This window comes from Steroidobacter cummioxidans, assembly GCF_003104955.1.
Map to the genome: position 1 here is coordinate 143,860 of NZ_LSRW01000009.1, position 24,236 is coordinate 168,095.

16 protein-coding genes are annotated in these 24,236 nt (G+C 62.5%); 5 read left to right on the forward strand and 11 right to left on the reverse strand.

Annotated elements, in window-relative coordinates; translation table 11 throughout:
• The first annotated feature begins 2 nt into the window (after positions 1–2).
• Positions 3–617, forward strand: a complete 615-nt coding sequence (locus tag D0550_RS06665; RefSeq protein ID WP_116808327.1) for a 2OG-Fe(II) oxygenase — start codon at positions 3–5, stop codon at positions 615–617.
• Here the strand turns inward: D0550_RS06665 and D0550_RS06670 are convergent.
• From D0550_RS06670 to D0550_RS06680, 3 genes are all read right to left on the reverse strand, one after another.
• Positions 565–2,385 (reverse strand): tetratricopeptide repeat-containing sulfotransferase family protein, encoded by a 1,821-nt coding sequence (locus D0550_RS06670; RefSeq protein WP_116808328.1) that lies wholly within the window; start codon positions 2,383–2,385, stop codon positions 565–567. The genes D0550_RS06665 and D0550_RS06670 overlap by 53 nt on opposite strands.
• Positions 2,386–2,481: 96 nt before the next feature.
• Positions 2,482–4,863 (reverse strand): TonB-dependent receptor, encoded by a 2,382-nt coding sequence (locus D0550_RS06675; RefSeq protein WP_116808329.1) that lies wholly within the window; start codon positions 4,861–4,863, stop codon positions 2,482–2,484.
• A complete protein-coding gene (locus D0550_RS06680; RefSeq protein ID WP_116808330.1) occupies positions 4,791–5,408 on the reverse strand; it encodes a TonB-dependent receptor plug domain-containing protein in 618 nt (205 codons plus the stop codon). The genes D0550_RS06675 and D0550_RS06680 overlap by 73 nt, the downstream gene beginning before the upstream one ends.
• A 342-nt stretch (positions 5,409–5,750) precedes the next feature.
• On the opposite strand from D0550_RS06680, the gene D0550_RS06685 reads away from it, so the two are divergent.
• Positions 5,751–6,470: a 2OG-Fe(II) oxygenase gene (locus tag D0550_RS06685; RefSeq protein ID WP_116808331.1), complete on the forward strand. Its 720-nt coding sequence runs from the start codon at positions 5,751–5,753 to the stop codon at positions 6,468–6,470.
• Positions 6,471–6,579: 109 nt separating this feature from the next.
• Here D0550_RS06685 and D0550_RS06690 read toward each other — a convergent pair whose 3' ends face one another.
• From D0550_RS06690 to D0550_RS06715, 6 genes are all read right to left on the reverse strand, one after another.
• Entirely contained in the window at positions 6,580–9,684 is a 3,105-nt protein-coding gene (locus tag D0550_RS06690; protein WP_116808332.1) for a TonB-dependent receptor domain-containing protein, read from the reverse strand.
• A gap of 557 nt (positions 9,685–10,241) precedes the next feature.
• A complete protein-coding gene (uvrA, locus tag D0550_RS06695) occupies positions 10,242–16,046 on the reverse strand; it encodes an excinuclease ABC subunit UvrA (RefSeq protein ID WP_116808333.1) in 5,805 nt (1,934 codons plus the stop codon).
• Between the two features lie 175 nt (positions 16,047–16,221).
• On the reverse strand, positions 16,222–18,150 hold the full coding sequence (locus D0550_RS06700; protein WP_116808334.1) for a M48 family metallopeptidase: 1,929 nt from the start codon (positions 18,148–18,150) through the stop codon (positions 16,222–16,224).
• Between the two features lie 28 nt (positions 18,151–18,178).
• Positions 18,179–18,760: a LemA family protein gene (locus tag D0550_RS06705; protein ID WP_116808335.1), complete on the reverse strand. Its 582-nt coding sequence runs from the start codon at positions 18,758–18,760 to the stop codon at positions 18,179–18,181.
• Positions 18,761–18,882: 122 nt separating this feature from the next.
• Positions 18,883–20,166 carry a gamma subclass chorismate mutase AroQ gene (aroQ, locus tag D0550_RS06710; RefSeq protein WP_116808336.1) on the reverse strand — a complete coding sequence of 428 codons (1,284 nt, stop codon included), beginning with the start codon at positions 20,164–20,166 and terminating at the stop codon, positions 18,883–18,885.
• Positions 20,167–20,260: 94 nt separating this feature from the next.
• Positions 20,261–20,467 (reverse strand): hypothetical protein, encoded by a 207-nt coding sequence (locus tag D0550_RS06715; RefSeq protein WP_116808337.1) that lies wholly within the window; start codon positions 20,465–20,467, stop codon positions 20,261–20,263.
• Positions 20,468–20,802: 335 nt separating this feature from the next.
• Here D0550_RS06715 and D0550_RS06720 point away from each other — a divergent pair, with 335 nt between their 5' ends.
• Positions 20,803–21,177, forward strand: coding sequence for a hypothetical protein (locus D0550_RS06720; RefSeq protein WP_161965673.1), 375 nt, complete (start codon positions 20,803–20,805; stop codon positions 21,175–21,177).
• Here the strand turns inward: D0550_RS06720 and D0550_RS06725 are convergent.
• Both D0550_RS06725 and D0550_RS06730 read right to left on the reverse strand, forming a co-directional pair.
• The gene (locus D0550_RS06725; RefSeq protein WP_116808339.1) at positions 21,157–22,512 is read right to left on the reverse strand and encodes an ATP-binding protein; all 1,356 of its coding nucleotides are present in this window, start codon (positions 22,510–22,512) and stop codon (positions 21,157–21,159) included. The two genes, D0550_RS06720 and D0550_RS06725, sit on opposite strands and share 21 nt — an antisense overlap.
• A gap of 15 nt (positions 22,513–22,527) precedes the next feature.
• Positions 22,528–23,256: a response regulator transcription factor gene (locus D0550_RS06730; RefSeq protein ID WP_116808340.1), complete on the reverse strand. Its 729-nt coding sequence runs from the start codon at positions 23,254–23,256 to the stop codon at positions 22,528–22,530.
• Positions 23,257–23,559: 303 nt separating this feature from the next.
• Between D0550_RS06730 and D0550_RS06735 the strand changes: the two genes are divergently transcribed.
• On the forward strand, positions 23,560–23,817 hold the full coding sequence (locus D0550_RS06735) for an EF-hand domain-containing protein (protein ID WP_116808341.1): 258 nt from the start codon (positions 23,560–23,562) through the stop codon (positions 23,815–23,817).
• 80 nt (positions 23,818–23,897) lie between these two features.
• A complete protein-coding gene (locus D0550_RS06740) occupies positions 23,898–24,221 on the forward strand; it encodes a hypothetical protein (RefSeq protein ID WP_116808342.1) in 324 nt (107 codons plus the stop codon).
• Positions 24,222–24,236: the final 15 nt, after the last annotated feature.

The following is a 24,236-nucleotide window of genomic DNA, read 5'->3' on the forward strand; positions in this document are numbered from 1 at the left end:
CTATGAGCCACGCAGACCTGCGCCGCTACATCCGCACGTACGACCACGACCTGGAGCCGCAGCTGTGCCAGCAAATGATCGGTTCGTTCGCCGGGCTGGAGCGCTTCCAGCTGCGCAACGGCCGCGGCGTGCGTAGAGGATTGGAGGACTCGGCCTGGACCGAGCTGAATGTCAGCCGGCTGGCGGACGCCGCCTTTCAGGGCATGTTCCGCAAGCTCATCGATCGAGCGCTGGAGCGCTACAACCGCGACGTCGAGCTGGCCATTCCCATCCCCAACTCGCCGCTGTTCTCCAACCTGACCTTGAAGCGCTACCGCGCCGGGCAACAGGAGCAGTTTCAGCTGCATTTCGATTCCATCAACCATGTGGCGAATCGTTATCTGGTGCTGCTGTGGTATCTGAACGATGTCGAGCAAGGCGGTGAAACGCGTTTTCCGCAGCTGGACGTAGCCATCCCGGCGCGCGCCGGCCGCCTGCTGATGTTTCCTCCGTACTGGATGTACCAGCACGAAGGCATGCCGCCGACCTCGGGCGACAAGTACATCATTTCCACGTACCTGCTGTTCATCGATCCGAGTAATCCCACCGCTGTAGATAAGTCCGTAGCTGAGGGATGACGGGAGCGAGGTGGCGCTCGTAGGCACGCCAGCGCCCCACCGCCTTCTGATTCACCGGCTGCACGACCTGCGAGTAGCTCGGCGTGCTGATGTAGCCCTTGGCGCGCGCATGTTCGGCCGGCGCCAGCATGCCGTCGTGCCAGGGCAGCCGCAGAAACTCTGCGATCTCGCGCACGCCACGCTCGAAGTCGGCCACGAAATTCTCGTAGCGGACCTCGAGCACGTTCGGCGACAGCAAGGCCGATTGCTGATACCAGAAATCGAACGAGCGCCGATAGCCGTCGGCCAGCGTCTGCAGATCGGAGCACAGCAGGACAAAATGCGGCGCGCGGAAATGCTGCATGAAACAACTCAGCACCACGTCGCACGGGTGGCGAATGGCCAGCAGGATGGGCGCATTCGGAAACAGGCGCTTAATCACCGGCAGGCGCAACATGTTGAGCGGGTTCTTGTCGACGACACGCTGGCCGGCAGCGAATTCGATCCTGGTCGCCGCACGCTCGAAATATCGGGCGCGGATTGCCTGCAGCTGTCCGCTGCTGAGCTTGCCGAGCTGCTCGGGATAACTCACGCCCTCGGCGAGCATGTCGTCCAGCGCCGCCTGGACGATGGGCTGCTCGTCCATGGATTTCAGGAGCGGGTGCGCGTCGAGCGTTTGTTCCAGCAGTGTCGTGCCCGAGCGCGGGAAAGCCACGACGAACACGGGACTTTCTTCCAGCGACGGCGCATCCGTCGTATCCCACTGCGCTATATCCGCCGGATCGCAACTCCATTTGGTGATTTCCCAGGTCGGCGTACCCCGCGCGACCGCCGTTGGCGCGGTCAGGTCCAGATGCGCGACCTGCGACGCATGCGCTTCGGTCAACGCCGTGAATGCTTCGTCATACCGTTTCACTGCATCCAGCGACCTGGCGAGCGAAAACAAAGCGAAGTGCCGGTCGTGAAACTGCGTGACACCTTCGAGTGCGCGCCGAAACAACTGGATTGCCTGTTCGTGATCGCCCGCGCGCTGCGCGATCCGGCCTTGGGTCATCAGCAATTCCATGCCCAGCGAGGCGGCACCCGGATGACTCGCGAGCCGCTCCATCAGTCGCTGGGCTTCCGCCAAACGATTGGTGCGCTCCATGATCTGCGCGAGCGTCAGCGTCGCGTGCACGTCGAGCTCGCTGACCGCGAGTTGGCCGATCACGCGCTCGGCCCGTGCCGTATCGCCCAGATTCGTCAGGCGTTGCCCGAGATCGGCAAGCTGATGAGGCGAGAGCTGCGAGAAATCGGTCCAGCCCTGGACAGCCGCCAGCGCCTCCTCGGTCTGCATGGACTCGTAACAAGCCTTGATGTACTCGGACCGGATCAGCGCATCGCCGGGCGCGAGATCCAGGGCCTTTTTGAGCACCACGCGCGCGGATTCATAGTCGCGCCGGTCGAGGTGTGTGAGACCGACGTTGAAATAGAAATCGGCGTCCGTGCAGCCCAGCTCGGCGGCGCGCATGTAGGCATGCAGCGCCTCTTCGTACTTCCCTGCGCCTCGGCGAGCCGTTCCAAGATTCATCCAGTGTGCGCCTTCACGAGGCATTCTGCGGGTGAGATCGGCGAATACCGCCTCCGCCTCGGGATAGCGCTCCTGCGCGTGCAGGATCGCGCCCAGCAGGCCCAGCGCGTGGAGATGGCCTGGCTGCAGCCTCAGCAGCTGCCGGCACTGCGCTTCGGCCGCCGCCAGCTGATTCGCTTCGAACGACAGCGCAGCCCGCTGCAGTAATGCTTCAGTCATGGGGGACACACTACATAGAAAAAAGGCCGCGTGGCAAAGCCGCGCGGCCTTCAATCGCCGCCGCCCGCTCACGCAGGCGGCAAGCTCGATCGCTTATCAGAACTTCTGCGTCACGCCGACATACCAGCGACGACCCAGCAGGTCGTAGGTGGACACGTCGGTATTCGCGTTGGTCACGTTGTTCTGGAACATGATCGGCGGCTGCTTGTCGCCCAGGTTGATGCCACCGACCTGGATCTTCGTGTCGGTCGGGAACGTGTAACCCACGGTCGCATCGATGTAGGTCATCGAACCGATGCTCATCGGCGGCTCATCCGTCAAACCGCCATCCGGGCCGACGATCTTCAGGCTGTGGATATAACGCAGCGACAGCAGGCCGTCGAAGCCGCCCATCGCCCAACCCACACCCATCAGACCACGCCACTTGGCGTAGTTGCCGAACTGCCGATCGAACGTGCCGGCGATCTCCACCGGCGTGGCGCCCGGCGAAGGCGTGTTCTGGTAGCTGTTGATCCTGGTCATGTCCAACGAGATGTTGAACGAGCCCACCGGCGTATCGCGCAGCGCGTACTTCACGCCGAAATCGATACCGTCGGTCTTCAGCTTACCGAGATTGGTGATCGGCTCGACGAAGACCTGGTGCAGGCCCGCGTTGTTGCTGGTCAGCGGGTAACGATACTGCAGGCCGCAGAACGCCGGGTTGCCGGTCTGCACGCACTGATCGCTGGCAAAGTTCGGATCCAGGGCCGTGATCAGATCCTCGATCTTGTACTGCCAGTAGTCCACCGACAGCGACAGGCCCGGGGCGAAGCTCGGGTCGAAGACCGCGCCGAACGTGACGACGTCGCCAGTCTCCGGCTTCAGGTCGCGGCTGCCGACGATCAAGCCGGTGATCTGGCTGTTCGGCTGTTCGAACGGTTCCACATAGTTCGGATCGGTGTCGGGCAGATCCGGCGTATGCAGCGGCACGCCCTGGCAGGCCAGCGCCAGATTCGGATTGGCATTGATAGCCGCCTGAGTCAGGCCCGTGCAAGGATCATTGAACGTTGGCGAGTCCTGCGTCGGCGCCTTCGACAAGTCCAGGAGGGTGGGGGCGCGGAACACCTGCGCGTACGAGCCACGGATCATCAGGTCGGAGGTCGGACGATATTCGACCTTGAACTGCGCGTTGGTGGTGTCACCGATGGAGTCCATCGAGTAATCCGAGTAGCGCACGCCGGCGGTCAGGTTCAGCGACTGCACGCCCGGCAGATCCTTCAGCAGCGGGACGAAGAACTCGGTGTACACCTCGCGCACGTTGTAACTGGCGTGCGAATCGCCGGTACAGGTTTCCTGCGCCAGCAAGCACGACAGATACAACGGCGGCTTACCGCGCGTCAGCACGTCGGTCTCGAAGTCGGCGCGCTGAGTGCGGTATTCCGCACCTACCGCCATCAACACCGAGCCGGCGCCCAGGTCGAACAACTCGCCGTTGGCGTTGAGCGAGAAGCCCTGGCTCTCGTAGACGTAGTCGGTGCGATAGTTGGTGGAGATGTCACGCAGCGCTGCGATCTGCGCCGGATCTTCGACGTTGAAGATATTGATCGGGGTACAGCCGGCAATGATGTTGCCCGGCGTACCGCAGACGATGTTGCCGCCACCCGCGTCGAACGATGGGCCGAGCGCCTGCGCCAGCTGCGGTCCCAGCAGATAGCCGGAAATGTTGACGGTCTGACCCATACGGCCGACCTGCGCACCCGCGTCCCACTGCCAGCTGCTGCCGGCGATGTCGCCGCGCAGACCGATGTTCGCGATCGTGCTGTCGGTCTGGGCTTCGCTGCGGCGATTGCCGAGCGCTTCCAGACGCGACTGCATGTTCGGGTTCAAGCCCTCGACGCCGCCGAAGTCGAAGCCGAACGGGTTGTAGTAATTCTGCGAGGAAATGATGATGTCATCGGCGTTGGCGTCGAACGGCAGCGAAGCCAGCTCGAAACCGGCGGTGGTGCGGTTGTAGACCACCTCACCGTACGCCTCCACGTTGTCGCTGATCTTGTAGTTCAGCATCGTGAAGAAGCTGCTGCGCTCCGACGGAGTGATCAGCAGGTTGTACGGCTGATAGTTGTAGAAGTCGGAACCGCCGAAGCAGTGATAGTTCGCCAGGTCGGCCGCATTGCCCGCGGCGCCGGGGTTACGGGCCACGCTGGTGCAAGGGCCATCCGGGGTCGCGAACGTGTTACGCAGCGCCGAGCCGGACGGCAGGCGGATACGACCCACATTGGTGCGGCTCGATCCAGCCGCGATCACTTCGCCACCGTACAGGTACAACGCAGCCGAGGAGAAGTCGCGATCGGCCGCGGACACGGACTTCTGCTTGTTGTAGTTGGCACCCAGGACCACGCTCAACTTCTCGCCGCTCGAGCCGAGCGTCAGGCTGGCGGACTCGCGCTCGCCGTCGCTCTTGCCGGTCTGGCCGTATTCGACGTTGACTTTCGGCGCCAAATTCGAAAGTTCTTCTTGGTGATGAAGTTCACCACGCCGGCAATGGCGTCGGAGCCGTACACGGCGCCCGCGCCTTCCTTCAGCACTTCGACACGCTCGATCATGTTGATCGGGATCATGTTGATGTCGACGGCCGAGGTCGTGCCGTTCGCGCCGAGCACGTTGATACGACGGCCGTTCAACAGCACCAGCGTGCGCTGGGCACCGAGGCCGCGCAGCTCGACGTTCGATTCGCCGGTGCCGCCGCCGTTGTTGACCTGCGGGTTGGTGGCCGCGCCGGAGATGGCCGGCACGCGCATCATCAGATCGCCCATCGTCTGCACGCCGCTGTTGGCGATCGTGCTCTGATCCATCACGAATACGGGGCTCGCGGTTTCTTCATCAACGCGACGAATGCGCGAACCGGTGATCACCACCTCTTCCATGCCTCGGGCAGCCGGGTCGCTTTCCTGTGCCAACGCCGGCAAGGCGGGCAGCGCCGTTGCCGCGCTGGCCAGCAGCACGCAATGAACTGCGTACCGCAGGGAATTACTGGTCGATTTCATTTCCGCTCCTCCTGCAAGAGGTAAGATTTTGTAGAGCCTTTCAGCTGCGTGAATGAGGCTGATCGTGATCGATGCGCAACAGCCGGCGGACTGACGAGCCGACAGCGGTGGACCGAAGTGTGCGGAGCATACAACTGATGGTTTCGCGGCAACAAGCGGATTTCGCGGAAGTTCCGCGGCACTGTCAGTTGTAAATCACTTACTTAAGTAAGGGATGGCGAGCACAAAGTGATGCGTCGGGCGCGCGCGTTGTACACAGGCAACGTCAGTCTCGCAATTGGCACAGCCTTTCGAAAACCCCGATCTGTAAGATTTACGCGTACAACGACCAGACCCTGACCCATGCAGATCAAATTGCGCCCCGAACTGGACCGGCGATTGATCGCCCAAGTCTTCAAGACGCAAGGCCGAGTCCACATTCCCGACACGCTCGCGCCAGCGAGCGCCGAAGCGTTGTTTACGCAGCTCAGCGCTCACACGCCCTGGCAGCTATCGCTCAACGTAGGCCAGCGGCACCTGGACCTCGCGCATCAACAGCTGATGCTCCTGTCGCCAGAGCAAAGAGAGACAATGTCGCGGCAAATGCTGGAGCAGTCCCAGCGCGGCTTTCAGTACGTCTTCGAGAATTTTCCAATTTACGACCTTTATCAGGCCGGCGAGCGCGCGCATCCGCTGCTGGCCATGCACGAGTTCTTAAATTCTCAGGAATTCCTGCAATTCGCACGCGATGCCACTGGCCTGCAGGACATCGCCTTTGCCGACAGCCAGGCCACCCGATATCTGCCCGGCCACTTTCTCACCGAGCACGACGATGCGATCGCGGGCAAGCGCCGCCTGGCGGCTTATGTTTTTGGCTTCACCCCGCAGTGGCGCGCCGACTGGGGCGGCACTCTGCAATTCATCGACCGCGACGGTCACGTCGCGGAGGGCTATGTGCCCAAATTCAATGTGCTGAATTTATTCCGCGTGCCGCAGAAACATAGCGTGAGCTACGTTACGCCCGCGGCGGCGGGACAGGCTCGCTACAGCATTACCGGCTGGTTGCGAGCGCCTGACGGCTAACTTTGGTTAGTGCTCAACGAAAGATAATTTCATCTACGCACGCCAGGCTCGCAAAGCAAGAGGGCGGTCTTGCGACCGCCCTCGAGCATCGTCGGGAGCCTCGATCGAATCAGAACTTGAAGTTCAGCTGACCGAAGATGCGCCGGCCGACCACGTCGTACAACGACGGGTCGGTGCCCGACTGCACGCTCGGGGCGTACAGCGGCGGCTCCTTGTCCGTCAGGTTGTTGACACCGATGCGCGCCAGGCCACCGTCCATGAATTCCCACGACAGCGAGGCATCGAGGTAGGTGACGGAAGGCACGCCGCTGAAGCTCGGCTCGCCCGCGAACTGCACAGAGGCACGGTTCTGCATGGAGTCGATCCAACGCGCACGCACGTTGAGGCCCACCGGGCCCACCATGTAGTTCGCCGTCAGGTTGACCTTGAACTCGGGGAAGCTCGAGCCCAGGCCCTGACCGAAGTACGACACCGTGCCCTTGTAGTCGAGCGTCGGCAGATTGGAACGATCCTGCCGCTCGAAGCTCAGCAGGTAGTTCACGAACATGTTGAGGTTCAGCCGGCTCGACTGACCGAACAGCGACGGCATGTCCATGCCATAGTCGACCTGCACATCGATACCGTCGGTGTTGAACTTGGTGCCGTTCTCGCCCGGGAACACGATGCCATTGGGCCCGTTGACGCGAGCGATCGTGCCGGCCGAGTTACGAACGATCTGCTGACAGGTCGAGTAGTTGAAGTCGTAGGTCGGGTTGTTGCCGAAGTAGTTGTAGCAATCCGCGATGAAGATGTTCGGATCCGGCGCCAGGATCACATCCGCGATCTTGATGTTGTAATAGTCGATCGAGCCGCGCAGCGACGACAACGCACCTTCCCAAGGCGAGCTGAACACCAGGCCGAAAGTCATCGTATCGGCGGTCTCAGGCTTCAGCGCAGTGTTGCCACCTTGGGTCGTGGTGATCTGACCGCCGGGGAGCGGCGCGAAGTTGTCATACGCGGCCACAGGCACGCGGCCGTTAGCCGGCGTAGTCGCCTGTCCGTTGGCAGTACACAGCCCTCGCACCGCCGCTGCGTTCGCGCTGTTACGAATGCCGCTGGCGAAGGTACACGGATCGAAGTACTGCGGCGCCGAGGTGCTGCCGTCGAACAGTTCACTGAAGTTCGGCGCACGCACCGCGCGCTGGTACGACGCGCGGCCTCGCAGCGAATCGAACGGCTGCCAGCTCAACTCGAGCTTGTAGGCATCGTTGGAGCCATCGCCCCGCTGCGCGGGATTGATCATGTTCTCGAACGAGCTCTCCGAATAGCGGTAACCGAGGCTGAGCTCCAGCCTGCGCGCGAACGGCGCATCGCTGACGAGCGGGATCAACACCTCGGCGAACGCGTCCTTGAACGTGCTGCTGCCGCCGGCCCGGGACTGCGAGTTGAAGCCGTAGATCGCACCACCGGCAGCGCCCGGATCGAGCTCATAGTCGAAGTCGCGATACTCCGCGCCGACCACCAGGCCGACCGGTCCTGCGGGCAATTCGAACGTATCGCCGCCGACGAACGCCTGAATCACGCGCTGCTGGAATTCCTGCTTCAACGCGGTGATGGCCTCGAGGTAAGTCTGACACTGGGGCGAAATGGCCTGACGACCGAACGGGTTGTAACCGCCGGCGCAGATGCTGTTTCCGCCATCGGGCGCCTCGAGCAACGTCTGCAGGCGCTGTGCATTGACGTTACCGCTCTGCAGCTGATCGATCTCGGTGCGGCCTTCGGAGGCATAAGCCTCCCAACGCCAGTTCTTGAGGAACGGCAGATCGCCGCGGAAACCCAGCAAGTACTGCACGACTTCGTTCTCATAGTCGTTGGTACGCAGACCCAGCGGCAGCGTGCGCTGACTCATGAGAAATGGCTCGTTGGCCCCCGAGCCAACCAGCGACGCATCGTCGCCCGTCCGGCTGTCCAGCAGCCTGCGCAGATCGGCGGGAATGAAGGGATTGGTCACGGGCACCACCAGGCTGCCGCTGACCAGTCGGCCGGGCGTCACGAGTGCGCTGGTCGGACTGAACGGATCCGTGCCAGTCAGCGACTGCGTGCCGTTGCCGGTCGGCATTGGGGTGGGTGCAATGCCGGTGGTCGAGTTGTAACTGGTGTACCCGACCTGTGCGAACGCTTCCACGCCGCCGCCGATCTCGTAGTCGAACTTACCGAAGAACGAACGGCGCTTGAGCGGCAGAGTCAGGATGTTCACAGCGTCGAAGTTGTAGCTGTAAACGTCCGGGTAGAAGCGCGTGTTGACCGAGAGGTCGATCGGATACTTGAAATTCACCACGTCCTGCGGGCGATTGAACACGCCCAAGCCGAACAGCGTGCCGTCCATGTTGAAGCCGACCGGCGAGGTCGCGATCGGCACCGAGCCGGGCGCGGCGCCGTAGCCGGCGAACACCTGATCGACGACCGCCTGGTCGTACGAATTGGCGCCGTTGTTGCGAACTACGCCTTCGGGAATGGCGCCGGTGGTCGAAGTGGCGATCGCCGAGAACGGCCGCTGGCTCTTGATCAAGCCGTCGCGCTGGCTGAAGTCGAAGCCGATCACCGCGTTACCGCGATCGTCGGCGAAGTCGCTGCCCAGCAATGCGGACAGGTTGTACTCACGCGAGTCCCAGTTCGCCAGGTGGTTGGAGAACCCGGTACGGACGTCGAGGCCGTTGAAGTTGGTCTTGGTCTTGATGTTCACCACGCCGGCAACCGCGTCCGCGCCGTACACGGCGCCCGCGCCACCGGTGATCACTTCGATCGATTCGACCAACGCCTGCGGAATGGTGTTGAGGTCAACCGTCAGATCGCTGGCCGACACCATCGGGCGCCGCCCGTCGATCAGCACCAGATTGCGGTTCGCTCCCAAACCGCGCAGGTTGACGTTCGACTGACCGCCGTTGCTCGGATTGTTCGATGTCGTCGTGCCCGCGGGATTGACCTGCGGCAACGTGTTCATGAACGTATCGAGAGTCACGTCCGTGTTGGCGGTGATCGCATCGGACGACACCGTCGTGATCGGGCTGTTGGCGATGTAATCCAGGCGTTGAATGCGCGAGCCGGTGACGATGACCTCGGCAACCATGTCCTGGTTTTCCGCGGCCACCACCGGCAACGAGGTTGCGGCCGCTGCCGCAAAGCCCGTCAGCAGCGCGTACTTCACCGCGCGCCGAATCGAAATATTCGTCGACATTAGAATGATCCTCCTGCGAGAGGGTTTTAATTTGTTCCCAAGCAAACACCCGTCAGTTGCAGTTTCGGGGTGTTCGCGACGCTCCCTTCCTGGGTCGCAGCGATGGACAAATTCACAACTATCGACCCAAGCGTGGCTCGGAGCATACAACCGTAAAAACGGCAAAGGAAGTAAAAATATGCACGGCGACCCACGCCCGCATAGATAAAGAATCGCTATGAAATCGATGGTTTTACGGGTGCGACTGGATTGTTACCGAAATCGCTGCACCGCTTCGGTGAATGTATACACGTTGCCTGTTCACAACAGCGCATCGGCTGGCAACGCATTACTCGCCGGTATATAAAAAATATTGTCAGGCGATGTTTGTTTGCTGTTGTTCAGGGTCGCCATCGGCAGGGGATGTCGGCGCCACTGGTCACTTGCGACGGGTCCATGCTCCGCGAGCGTCGCAATCGTGAGCGATGCACGCAGGCAAGTAAAGCGACTGAGCACAATCGGCGGCTGGTACCGGCACGAGCGCCTGCTCGTATACCGGCATCCGCCGCCGCCTGCCTCTAACAAGCCGTACGCCGCCGCTCCATCTCCGGCTTGGCACCGGTCGCTTGCGCACGATCGCGCAAGAACTCCTTCAGGATGCGCGCGGTATGTGACTCGCGGGCCGCTCGCAATATGTCATCCGGAGAACCCTGCACGACCACTTTGCCACCGTCGGCGCCACCTTCCGGGCCCAGATCGATGATCCAGTCGGCTTCCGCAATCACGTCCAGATCGTGCTCGATGACGACTACCGTGTTGCCGGCATCGACCAATCGATGCAGCACGCGGATGAGCTTCTCGACGTCGGCCATGTGCAAGCCGACCGTGGGCTCGTCGAGCACATACAGCGTTCCCGGCAGCTTCTCGACCACCTCGCCCGGCTCCGGAGTGCGCAACGCTCTGGACTCCCGAACCTTCGACAGCTCGGTCACCAGCTTGATGCGCTGGGCCTCGCCGCCGGAGAGCGTCGGGCTCTGTTGTCCCAATGTGAGATAGCCGAGACCCACATCCTGGAGCAGCCGCAGACAGTGATGAATGCGCGGATGCGCGCTGAAGAACTCCACCGCCTCATCGATACTCATCATCAATACATCGCCGATGCTGCGACCTTTGTACTGCACTGTGAGCGTGTCACGATTGAAACGACGACCGCCGCAGCTGTCGCAGACGACGCGCACGTCGGGCAGGAAGCTCATCTCGATCTTGCGCATGCCCTGCCCTTCGCACACGTCGCAGCGGCCGCCAGCAGTGTTGAACGAGAATCGCGATGGCGTGTACCCGCGCATGCGCGCTTCCGGCGTCTCGGCGAACACCTTGCGAATGGCATCCCAGAAACCGATGTACGTCGCCGGACACGAGCGCGGCGTCTTGCCGATCGGCGTTTGATCCACTTCCAGCACGCGCTCGATCTGCTCCCACCCGGAGATCTCTTTGCAACCCCGCCACTCGAGCTTCGCGCCCTTGCGCCGGCCCAACGCCGCACGCATGTTGTCGTGGAGCACGTCGCGCGCCATGGTCGACTTGCCCGACCCGGACACGCCCGTGACGACGACCAGTCGATCCAGCGGCACCTTGCAGGTTTGCTTGCGCAAGTTGTGCAGCGAGGCTTCTTTCACGACCAACGCCGGCGACTTGGCGGCCACCGTGCGACGTTCGCCGATGGGATGCTGTAACGGCTGCGCCAGCAATCGACCGGTGACCGATTCAGGCGAGCGCTCCAGCTCACGGGCCGTACCCGCCGCCACGACACGACCGCCTCGCGTGCCCGCACCCGGGCCCAGATCGAGCACGTAGTCGGCACGACGAATCGTTTCCTCATCATGCTCGACCACGAGCAACGAATTGCCCTTGGCCGCGAGCTTGTCGAGCGTATCCAGCAGAATGCGGTTATCACGCGGATGCAAGCCGATCGTCGGCTCGTCCAGGATGTAACACACACCCTGCAGGTTCGAGCCCAGCTGTGCAGCCAGCCGAATGCGCTGCGCTTCGCCGCCAGACAGTGTCGGCGCCGAGCGATCCAGCGCCAGATAACCCAGGCCGACATCTTCGAGGAATGCCAGACGCGAGTTGATCTCGGTCAGTACGTCACGCGCAATCTCGCTGTCGCGGCCTTTCAACTTCAGGGTATTGAACTGCTTGCGCATGTCGGAAACCGACTGCCCCGTGACCGACGCGATGGATTGATCGCGGAAACGCACGTTGCGGGCAATCGGATTGAGCCGTTCGCCCTCGCAGCTGCCGCAGACGTCAGCTTCCTGCTCGAACCACTCGTTCCACCAGATCTCCTCGCCGCTCTGCTCCTCATCGAAGCCACGAATCTCCAAGCCGGTGCCGTAACAATCTTCGCACCAGCCGTGCTTGGAATTGAACGAGAACAGCCGCGGATCGAGCTCCGCGAAGCTCTTCGCGCACGACGGACAGGCGCGACGCGTCGAGAAGATCGAGAGGCCGGCGTTCGCAGCCACTGCGCTACCGCCCTTGGCAGCCTTTTTCGCTACCGGCGCCTTCTTTAATTTGACGCTCTCGTCCAGCAGGTGCACGACGCCCTTGCCGAAGTCGAGCGCCGTCGTCAGCGCTTCACGCAACGCTCGCTCGTTACGTGCCGACACCTGCACGGTCGCGACGGGCAATTCGATCGTGTGCTCCTGGAAACGCGACAGGCGCGGCCAGCTTTGCGTCGGCAGCAACTCGCCGTCGACACGCAGCTGCTCGTAACCTTTCTTCGCCGCCCAAGCAGCGAGATCGGTGTAGAAACCTTTGCGTGCCACGACCAGCGGCGCCAGCAAGGTCACGCTCTTGCCGCGATAGTCCCGGCTGATGCGAGCGAAGATGGACTCGAAGCTCTGCGGCTCGATCGGCACGTCGCAATCCGGGCAATACTGAGTGCCCAGCTTCACGTACAGCAGACGCAGGAAGTGATAGATCTCGGTCAGCGTCGCCACGGTGCTCTTGCGGCCGCCGCGACTGGTGCGCTGCTCGATGGCGACAGTCGGCGGAATGCCGAAGATGGCATCGACATCCGGGCGCGACGACGGCTGCACGAACTGACGCGCATAGGCGTTGAGCGATTCCAGATAACGGCGCTGCCCTTCGCCAAACACGATGTCGAAGGCCAGCGTCGACTTACCGGAACCGGACACACCGGTGACGACAGTGAACTTGTCGCGCGGCAATTCGACGTCGACGTTCTTGAGGTTGTGCTCGCGAGCGCCATGAATGCTGATGGCATTCGCACGCGGACGATGCGCGGACGCGGCGAGCGGCACGACACTGTGCTGATCGGCAATCTTCCAGCCGCTCTCCACCTCGCGCAGCGCCTTGCCGGTGTGAGATCCCGGCACCTTCATCACTTCTGCGGGCGTACCGACGGCGACGATCTCGCCGCCGGCTTCACCGCCTTCGGGCCCCAGATCGATCAGCCAGTCGGACGCGGCGATCACATCGAGATTGTGCTCGATGACCAGCAACGAATGGCCGGCCGCGATCAAGCGACGGAACGCCCGCAACAGCTTCGCGATGTCGTCGAAGTGCAGGCCCGTGGTGGGCTCGTCGAATAGAAACAATTTGCCCGGAGTGGTGTCGTCGGGCCTCGCGGTCGCGCTTTCCGCCAAATGGCCCGCCAGCTTCAAGCGCTGCGCCTCGCCACCGGACAGCGTCGGCACGGGCTGGCCGAGCCGCAGATAATCCAAGCCCACTTCCGCGAGCGGACGCAATGTCGCCAACACTTCGCGTTCGCCAGCAAAGAACTCAACCGCTTCCGACACCGTCATGTCGAGCACGTCGGCGATGCTGCGACCCGGACCGGGCCCGCGATTCAATGTGACTTCGAGGATCTCGCCGCGATACCGCCGCCCGTTGCAATCGGCACAGCGCAGATACACGTCGGAAAGGAATTGCATCTCGACGTGCTCGAACCCGTTGCCGCCGCAGGTCGGGCAGCGACCGTTGCCGGAGTTGAAGCTGAAGGTCCCGATGGTATAGCCGCGCTCCTTGGCGAGCGGCTCGTGCGCGAACAGCTTGCGAATGGCGTCGAACGCGCCGACATAACTGGCAGGATTGGAACGCGTCGTACGGCCGATCGAGGTCTGATCGACCATCACGACCGCGCTGATGCTCTCCGCACCCTTGATGCTGTCATGCTCACCCGGCGCTTCAGTCGGCTTGCCGAAGTGTTTGAGCAGCGCCGGATACAGGACATCTTGAATCAAGGTCGATTTGCCCGAGCCGGAGACACCCGTGACGCAAATCAGGCGTTGCAACGGAATGGAGACGTCGATGCCCTTCAGATTGTGCTGTCGTGCGCCTTTCACGGTGAGCACGGCACTGGGCGAGGACTGAGCGGCAGCCGGCGACACCTCGCTGACCTGCTTGCGCCCGAGCAAATAATCCGCGGTGAGCGAGCGTTCCGCCTTCTTCAATTCGGAGGGCTCGCCGAAGAACACGATCTCGCCGCCCTTCTCGCCCGGACCAGGACCGACATCGATGAGCCGATCGGCAGCCTGCATGACCTGCGGGTCGTGCTCGACGACGACCAGAGAGTTGCCAGCGGCCTTCAGCCGACGCATCACATCGATCACGCGACCCATGTCGCGCGGATGCAAGCCGATCGACGGCTCATCCAGCACGAACAAGGTATTGACCAGCGATGTGCCCAGCGCCGTCGTCAGGTTGATCCGCTGCACCTCGCCACCGGACAGCGTGCGCGACTGGCGATCGAGCGTGAGATAGCCAAGCCCCACATCGAGCAGATATCCAAAGCGCCCGCGAATCTCGCGCAGAACCAGATCGCTCGCTTCGTCCAACGGTGCGGGCAGCGCCAGGCGGTCGAAGAATTGTTTGCAGCGATCGATGGGCAGCAACATCAGCTCGTGAATGCCGATGCCCGGCAGTTCCGCCAACTGCGCGTCGTTCCATTGCACACCGGTGGGCTTGAACCGCAGCTTCTCAGACATCACCGCCTTGGCGTCCGCCTTCGTGCCGAGACGCCACAGCAAGGCGTCGGTTTTCAGTCGCGCACCTTCGCACGCGGTGCATGGCGTGTATGCGCGATACTTCGACAACAAGACGCGAATGTGCATCTTGTAGGACTTGGTTTCGAGCCAGGCAAAAAAGCGGCGCACGCCGTACCACAGCTTGTCTTCCCAGCTGCCCTCGCCTTCGAGCACCCATTGACGCTGCTCCTCGGTCAGCTCGCGCCAGGGCACGTCGATGGGAATGTTTCTCTTGCGCGCGTACTTGATGAGGTCATCCTGGCACTCGCGATAGGCCTCGGTCTGCCAGGGACGGATCGCGCCGCCTTTCAGCGTCTTGCTTTCATCGGGAACGATCAGACCGAAGTCGATGCCGATGATGCGACCGAAGCCCCGGCACGACTCGCACGCACCCAGCGGCGAGTTGAACGAGAACAGGCTGGGCGTGGGCTCGCGATAGTGGATGTCACAATCGGCGCAGTGCAGATCCGACGAGAATCGCCATGTCGCAGCCGTGGCCGGCGGCGCAGTCTCGTTGTCGCTCTTGCGAGCACTGCCATTCGACGCCTCCAACACATGCACCGCGACGCGGCCACGCCCGACGCGCAATGCGGATTCGAGCGCTTCGATCACGCGCTCGCGATCGGTGTTGTCGAAACGGAAGCGGTCCTGAGTCATCTCCAGAACGACGCTCGTCTGCTCTTCCTCAGGGCTCTCGCTCGCCTGCTTCTTTGCAGCCTTCTTTTTGGCGCCCTTGCCCTTGGCGGGCGAGGTCTCGGTGACTCGAGGCGCAATGCGCTGAAACAGGCGCGTGTAACCCTGCTTCTCCAGCAGGCTCAGCACTTCGCCCTCTGCGAAGTTCGCTGGTACCGGCACCGGGAAAGTGACAATGACCCGCGCATCGGCGCGACCGAGCGTTTGCAGACGCTCGCTGAGCTCTTCATAGATGCTCTGCGCGGAGTCGCGCTTCACCGGCGCCGCACACTGACGGCAATACACCTGCGCGGCGCGCGAGAACAGCAGCTTCAAGTGATCGTTGAGCTCGGTCATCGTGCCGACGGTGGAGCGCGAGGTACGCACCGGGTTGGTCTGATCGATGGCGATGGCCGGCGGAATGCCATCGATGCGCTCGACTTGCGGACGGTCCATGCGATCGAGGAACTGGCGCGCGTACGGCGAGAAGGTCTCGACATAACGGCGCTGCCCTTCGGCGTACAAGGTATCGAATACCAGCGAGGACTTGCCGGAACCGGACACGCCGGTCACCACGATCAGCTCCCCGGTGGGCAACTCGAGGTGCAAGTTCTTGAGATTGTTCTGGCGCGCGCCACGGATGACGATGGACTGGGACATGCTCACCAATGGCCAAAGGCCATGAACATTGTAGGAAAAACCGAACCGGGGACCCGGGAGGAGTAGATGCGGATTGTAAGCGCAGCTTCAACCACGCGCTTACTCAGGGGGCGCATTGAATCGCCGAAATCTGTCAGGCACTGTCTGGTTAAAACACCAGCGGCGAGCGATTGGATCAGGCGTCTGGCCCGGAGGTCACCAGCGGCGGCAACGGACAGTGGACCGTCGCGCAGACGGCCCGCAGCAGCTCGGCCTCGCCCAGGGTCAGCTTCTGGTCGTGCGTCACCGTCTTGACCAGTCCCTCCACCAGTTGCTCTTTCATGATGGGCGCCAGCTGATCGAGCCGGCTCAGCGCCAGATCCAGTGGCTGGGCCCACTGCGCCAGAGTGACGAACGACGGCCGCTCCCGGGGCAGCAGGTGATGCACGCCTACTTCGTAGGCCCGACGGGCCGCCGTCGCATCGGCGTGCCCATGCTGCGCAATAACGGAGAACAACACCTGAATATCCTTTTGCACGGCGCGCAACGGCAGCTGCCGAGTGCGGACGACGGGATTCAGATCATCGTTCAGGTGGACTTGCGCCAGCTTGCGAAGCACATAGCTCTGCAACGACACGCGTCCCTCTCGTTGCAGCATGCCGTTGAGCGTGGACATCAGCTGCATGCGCTCATCGCGAGTCAGCTGACGAAGCGCGGGAATTGCCCCCAACAGTGCAGGCATGCGCTGTTCCGGCTCGAGCGAATCCACGGCACTCAACAACTCAGCAATGCTGTCCGCCGCCTGATGGCCCAGCTGCTGACCGATGAATTGCCGCTGCCGCTCTCTCGCCTCGGCATTCGAATCCAGCGCCAGGGCGAGTAACAACGCGCGCGCCGGATACGCATGGTGACTCGCGGCCACGACGGCGGCAGGCAGCGATTTGCGAATGTCCCGCGCCACTTGCATGTGAATCGTGCCGGGATTGCCGACCAATCCAGCAACCGTGGCCGACGCCATTACACCGGGCACATTGATCAGCGAATCCAACCGCTCCGCCGATGTTTGTTTCGTAGTTGCGTCAGCTTTCCTCTGCTCGGCGACGCGCGCCATCTCCGCTCGGGCACGCTCGAACTCCTTCGGATCGAAGCGCGGATCGATGGCCTTGAGCCGCGCTTCCAACGGCGGATGCGTAGCGAAGAACCGGCTCATGCCGGGCGCAAACAACATATGCGCGACTTCCTCGACTTCCGGATTGCCGATTTTCGAACCGCCCGACACCGCGCCGATTTTCACCAGCGCGCCACGCAAGCCAGTGGGATCGCGCGTGAACTGCACAGCCGACGCGTCCGCCAACGCTTCGCGACGACGCGAAACGGCGGCCTGAATCAAGCGCCCGAAGAACAGCCCGATGTAGCCGATGGTCAACACCGCAAAGGCCACGACAACCACCGGCGCCGCTTTCTTCGAATCGCGACCGCCGCCGCTGAAGCGCAACACGGTGCGCCCGATCAGCGCGATCACCAGCAAGCCGAACAGCAGTCCCATCAGGCGAATGTTCAGCCGCATGTCGCCATTCAGGATGTGACTGAACTCGTGCGCGATCACGCCCTGCAGCTCGGCGCGACTCAACGTCTCGAGCGTGCCGCGGGTGACACCGATCGCCGCGTTTGCAGGATTGTGACCGGCGGCGAACGCGTTGATGCCGCGCTCCTGCTCCAGCAGATAAACCTCCGGCATGGGAAGGCCGGAGGCAATGGCCATTTCCTCGACCACGTTGAGCAGTCGTCGCTGCTGTGGATCAGTGGTGTCAGGCGAGACTCGCACGCCACCCAGCGAACGAGCGACCACGCCACCGCCGCCACCGAGCAGCGCCGACTTGTACATGCTCGCAAAACCGATGATGGCTGCGACCACCGCGGTGGTCACCACCACCGTACGAGGATGGGCGCCGATCCACTCCATCAGTGTCGGCGCGTGCCCGTACAGGTTCTCTTCGGCCTGCACGAACACGACGACCACCACCAGGTTCACGGCCACGACCACGCTGATGACCGCAAGCGCGAACAGCACGACGAGCAAGCGCGACGTGCGTCGCGACTGTTCCTGTCGCTCGAAAAAATTCATGCGCGTGACCTGCGCCGACCGGTCGTTGTTAGAACTTCACCACCGGCACCGCGCGCTTCTCGGGCGATTCGATCTCCAGCAACTGCGCCGGCAGGAACGCGAACATGTTCGCGACGATGCTGTTCGGGAACATTTCGCGGGTGTTGTTGTACGTCATGACGGCATCGTTGAACGCCTGCCGTGCGAACGCGACTTTGTTTTCGGTCGAGGTGAGCTCTTCCGACAGCTGCATCATGTTCTGATTGGCCTTGAGATCCGGATACGCCTCCGCCAGCGCGAACAGTCGGCCGAGCGCGCCGCTCAGCGCGTTCTCGGCGCCGGACAGCTGCTGGACGGCATTGGGATCGGTCGGATTCGCGGCAGCGTTCTTCAAGCCCGTGACCGCGGCGTTACGAGCCGTGATGACTGCTTCGAGCGTCTCGCGCTCGTGCTTCATGTAGCCCTTCGCCGTTTCCACCAGGTTGGGAATCAGGTCGTGCCGACGCGTGAGCTGCACGTCGATCTGCGCGAACGCGTTCTTGTACGCGTTCCGGCCGCCAACCAGTCGGTTGTAGATGGAAACGAAGAAAATCGCGATCACGACGATGACGACGAAAACGATCCAGCCCATCTGACGACCTCCACGGCAAATGCCGCATCAAAGCATACCGAATGCGCGCGGCTCACAGCAGCATCGCCGGCCAATGGCCGCCGGCGACCGGCAAACGGCGCTCGCCGGCACCGGCGAGTGACTCAGTTCACAGCTTGCAGGCGAGCCTCGGCCGCCAGCGCGCTTTCCAACCAGGCCTGCACCGCGCCGCTGGCGATCTGACCTTGCAACCATCGATCGACCCGGCCGCGCAGCGCCTCGTCTTGCGGCAGCAAGATCGCTTTATCACCGCGCGTGAACGTAGCCGAAGTTGCGCGACACAGGCGCTTATCACGCCGCGTCTGCAAGTCGACTTCGACGTCATCCGTCACCATGACATCGGCGCGACCGCCCGCAATCTCGGCAAAGATCGTGCGATTGTCCGGGTGCACAGTGACGTGTGCGTGACTCAGCCGCTCGCGCACGAACTGTTGATTGGTCCCGCCCGGATTGACGACGACACGCACGTCGGGCCGGTCAATCTCTTCGACACTGTCGAAGCGCGACTCGGTGCCACAGCGGACGATGGGAGTCTTGCCGCCCTGATGATAGGGAACGGAGAACGCCGCCACCTTGGTACGTTCGGGCGTGATGCTGACTCCGCCAAGCGCCACATCGAAACGCCCGGCCTGATAGTCCCGCATCAGCGTGCTCCAAGTCGTGCTCACGAACTGAGGCTGCGCGCCCAGCGACTTTGCCAATGCCTCGCCCATCTGCACATCCGCGCCGGACAGCTCGCCACCGCGCTCTAACGTAAACGGCGCGTAATCGCCGGTCATGCCTATGCGAAGAACTTTGCTCGCCTTGATTCGCTCGCGCGCCGGCATCGCAGCCGGACGCAACTTACTCACCGCTGTCAGCAACGCTCGTTGATCGTCCTGTCGCAGACCAGGCATGGCAATCTTCGCGGCCTGCGATTGATAGCGCGCGGCAAAGTCATCGCTCATCAGCTCGGGCAGGGCGAGATAGATGGCGTGCAGCAGTTCGTTACCTAAGCGGTCCAGCTGCGGACGCAGCTCCTGCTGCAAATCCCTCACGGCCTCATCGGTCGACTTCCGAGCCTGCCACGTCGCAATGAAATGCTCCTGCACCTCGCTGGCCATGCGGATCTGTAGTGCGAACAACTCACGAGCCGACGCGGCATCGATACCGAGGCGCTGGGCTTGGGCGACAGTCGCGTCCAGGACTTGCTGCTCGCGAGCCGCATCGGTGACGGGAGCGTTGTTGGCGTACTTCCACGCGGCGACCGCACGCATCAGCTCGAGGCGCTGCTGCATGAGATCGAACACTCGCGCCACTTCATTCGGCCCGGTAAAGCTCGCCGCGGCGGCAACGCTCGCCGTGAACAACATCGCCAGCGCCACGCAAATACGCTTGTGCAGAGACATGCCCCCTCCTCGAGACGAGGAAATGTAGCACTTCACGCCAACAAAAAACCCGCCGGACGGCCGGCGGGTTCGTTCGAATCGAATCTTGGATTGCTTAGCGGCGCGGGCCGAACAGATCGAACAGTCGGCTCAACAGCGTCGGCTCGAATACATCGACGTCCATGGTCGTGTGCATGACCGGCACATCGGCCAGATTGACGCGAATCTCGTCCTCTCCGCGCGGCTTGGAGAAGTCATACACCCGAGTGGTCGCCGCAGCAGGGCGACGGACCTGGGGCTGGGCGGGACTGGCGGCGCTCATCGATTCCTCCAAAGAGATCCATGGGGAGAGTCGCGCGCAGCCTAGAGGAACCCATCGAGTCGCCGTGTGAGGCAAATCACGTTCGCACGTCACGCGCGATGCTCGAATGCGGCATCCTGAAGCCGTGCAGTTTTATGTCGTGCGCTTGTCGCCGACGACAGACGACGCACCCTCTTGCGCTCGGCCCTGAAATACAGAACGTTGCACCAATGTTGCCCACCTCGAGAATTCCGCTGTTCATCGCAACGCTGCTGCTCGCAGCCAGCTGTTCGAAAGAACCCTCGCCAGCGACAGCACCAAGCCAACCGCTAGTCGAACGCAGCGCTGCCGATCCCGTGCCAGCACCGAACGAAGAGTTTCGTGGCTCGTCTGCGCCCGGCGGCATCGCCGCGACTTATCGCGCCAGATTCAAGGAAGGGAAGATTCAGAGCCTGGAGGAAACACGCCCGGCCACGTCTCAAACCGGCACCTATGAATTTCTCGGCGCGCGTCTGATGTCGTATCGGGGCGCCGCGCTCAACTCGAACGACAGCATCGAGCTGCAGTTCGATGAGCAAGGCAAAGTGCTGCAGGCACGAGCCGGTGATAAAGCCGTGAGCGCTGAAGAAATCACGGCTATTCGTGATCGCGCCCAATCGTTACGCAGTCACGCAGTCTCTCAATACAGCGTGAAGGGACACGAGCAGATTTCAATCCCGCCGCAGCGGTAGACGAATCTCTACCTGCAAACCGCCAGTAGCTACGTTCTGAGCCCGCACCTGGCCCTGATACAAACCGACCACCCGTGCAGTAATCGCCAGCCCGATGCCGGTGCCGCCCGAATCTCGATCGCGCGACTCAGCGACTCGATAGAAGGGCTCGAAGATGCGCGCCAGTTCCGTCTCAGGCACGCCCGGGCCATGATCCTGGATCGTGATCAAAGCATCGCGATGCTCACGGACCAGCGACACGGCGACTGCCGAGCCCGGCTTGGTAAAGCGCACGGCGTTGCGCAGGACATTCTCGATGGCGCTGCGCATGAGATCGTGATGACCGTTGAGCCAGAGGCTTTCGCCCGGCGTCCAGTCCACGTTCTTATCGGCGGCGCTTGCTTCCAGGCGCGCGTCATCCACGACCTCGTTCACCAACGTAGTGACGTCGATGGGCTCGAGCGGCAGCGTCGGCTTGTACGAGCGCAGCTGCGACAGCTGCAAGATCTGACCAATCAAAATATCCAGACGCTCGGCTTCCAGCTCGATGCGGTCCAGCTGTTTGACGATGTCCGCTTGCGGCCGGCGTGCCAGACCCGACGCCACTCGGAGCCGAGCCAACGGTGAGCGCAACTCATGTGACATCGCGCGCAGCAAATCTTCTCGCGACGCGATCAGCGTGCGAATGTGATCTGCCATGGCATCGAAGTCCCGCGCCAGCACGCCAAGCTCGTCGCGCCGACTCGAGAAGTCCTCGCCTACTCTGGAATCCAGATTCCCCGCCGCCAGCGAGCGTGCGCTCGATTGCAATCGCTCCAGTGGCTTGCTGATGTAATGCGCCAGCCACCAGCACACCAGGCCGCTGATCACCAAGGCGAACGCGAACACGACCAGTCGCACGTCCGACGCCTGCAACGGACTGATTGGCGAGCGCTGCCCGATCATTACTGTATAAACCGTACCGTCGCGATCGGTGAACAGCGGCGTCAGCAACAGCGGATCGTCGCGACCGTTGGGCGGCGGCTCGCGACCGAAGAAGCCCGCGTCCTTCAGGCGGTTCGCGTAGCTGCGATAAGTGGGCGGTAACGGCCGTTGCAGAATGTCCTGACCGTCCGGACGCACGACGTAAATGCGCCGACCCGGATAACGGTCCTCGGCACTGTCGATCCAGCGATGGAGATCCTGCATGCCGCCGACCAGCAGCCGATTCGATGCTTCCGAAGCGAGTTGTCGAATGTTCGGCGAAGCCGTTTGATCGCGCTGAAAACGATACCAGGCGACCGCTGCGGTGGTGGCGAGCACCAGCAGGGTCGCCACCCAGAAAGACAGAAAGATGCGTAGGAACAGCGAGCGCACTGCGTTCTCAAACGCTCAAACACGTTGCTCGGCACGCGCTTCGCCGATGGCGATCAGCACGTAGCCCGCGCCTCGAATGCTACGAATCTCCGGCAGACCGTTCTCGCCCAGGCCGAGCTTGCGACGCAGGTTGCTCACATGAGTATCGATGCTTCGGTCGTAAGGCGTAAGGCGCCGACCGAGCACGCGCTCGGTCAGCGACTCGCGCGATTGCACTTGTCCGACCGCTCGCATCAACACTTCGAGCAACCGCAGCTCGGTGCCGGTCAGGCGCACCGACTGGCCCGACAACGTGACTTCGAACGTCGCGGGATCGAGGCGCAGCGGCCCAACGCTCACGGGATGCGCCGGCGTATCGGCGTCACGCGGCGAAAAGCGCCGGAGCACGGCACGCACCCGAGCCACCAGCTCGCGCGGATTGAAGGGTTTCGACAGGTAATCGTCGGCACCCAGCTCCAGACCCACGATGCGATCCACGTCCGCACCGTGTGCCGTCAGCATGATGACGGGAACCGACAGGCTGTGACGCAGACGGCGCAGCACTTCGAAGCCGCTGAGCGACGGCAACATCACATCCAGAATGACCAGATCGAACGGATGCGACTCGCCGGTCAGGCGCTCCAGGGCCTCAGCGCCATCGCGCACGATGGACACCTGAAAACCCTCGCCGGTCAGATACTCGGTGAGCATCTGACCCAGCTCGCGGTCGTCATCAACGATCAGTACAGAAGCAGGCAAGGTCATGGTTCGATCCATAGGCGCGCGGCTGAAGTCCGGAGCCCGCCCGGGATGCGGGCGCCGCTGGACCATGGCATATCGAAAAAGCGTCGGTTGCGAAGTTTCGTCAAGTTCTGTCTACAACCCCGCCGGACGATACTTGGTTTTACGCAACTGCGTCGATGCAAGCCGTTGCCCTACAGCGTCCGAGCAACATTTTCCGTCCGTGGCCGCCGGCGGAACCCCGTTTTACGGCGCCGCGTTCACTTGCGGGCCCGCGACAGACAATAGCGACGAGACAGGCTTATTCGGATCAAAAAGGAGACGATCATGACCAAATCGATTGCATTCCTGGCGGCCGCCTTGCTGACCGTGACGGCGTACGCCGGCGACAACAAGGACAAGAAGGACCACTCGATGAAATCCTCCGCGATGACCTTCGATTCGCTCGACAAGAATGGCGATGGCCAGTTGAGCAAGACCGAAGCCGCGGCTGACAAGTCCCTGGCGGACAGCTTCGCCTCGGCCGATACCAATGGCGATGGCTATCTGAGCAAGACGGAATACACAGCTCGCACCAAGAGCTGATCGGCCGCTGCGCTCAATGAACTCCCCCTACCGCACCCGTGAGTGCGGTAGGGTCGGGTCGTCTCTGCTACCCTTGATCCATGGCCGTACCCTGGATACAGATCGTGCAGCTCGTGCCGTCCATCCTCGATGTGTCGCGCGAGTTCTTGAAACGCACCAAACAAATGCCGCCGCCCGAGGCAGTGCCGCTATCGCAAGACAGCGGCGAGCTGGTCGAGCGCATCCTGCGGCTGGAAGAAAACGAGCGGCGTCAGGCCGAGCTGGTCAGCGAGATGGCTCAGCAACTGGCGAATTTGACGCGTGCCCTGACTGCCCTGCACCGGCAGTCGCTGTGGCTGGGTGGCACCGCAGTGGTGGCCATCGTCGTCGCCGTGATTGCGATCGGGATGGCCGCCGGCCGCTGAATCGATCCGTAGCTG